Below are 430 nucleotides of genomic sequence, written 5' to 3'. Positions count from 1 at the left end.
CTGTGTATGCCAAAATAGCCAACTGCAAACCAATTCCAATTCGTAGTATGATCAGTGCGATTTTCCACATGTTCTCACTATCCAAATTCAAAGCTTCAACCAGCCTTTGGTCGTTCTTCGAGATGTAGTGTCCAGTTAACAACATAAACATACCTACAGCGATAAACTCAAACAGGTAGTTGACAGTAATAACTGCGGGAATATTTACACCCATAAAAACCGTTGTCAGGAGAATAAAAAATCCCGAAAGCGAAATACTAATACAAGCAGATAGCACTATTAAACCTTGTAAAATCACTCCAGCTGTTATCCATTCACTTGGTAAATTAATATTAGGTGCTATGAAGCCCCCTCTGATAACCAGTAATAAAAAAAACAGCACAGTCAGGCCAGAGAATACCCCTGAATATAGAGCTCTACTGCCATTGAC

The 430-nt window shown here is 38.8% G+C and carries 1 pseudogene; it reads right to left on the bottom strand.

Going from position 1 to position 430, the window contains the following annotated elements:
- A pseudogene (locus tag AB4486_RS26895) lies at positions 1–430 on the bottom strand (hypothetical protein); the annotation flags it as partial.

It is taken from the genome of Vibrio sp. 10N.222.55.C6 (genome assembly GCF_041473395.1).
In the GTDB taxonomy this organism is placed as follows: Bacteria; Pseudomonadota; Gammaproteobacteria; order Enterobacterales; family Vibrionaceae; genus Vibrio; species Vibrio crassostreae_C.
Note: the sequence above shows the minus strand (reverse complement) of the source record. Positions and strands in the feature narration are given on the sequence as shown.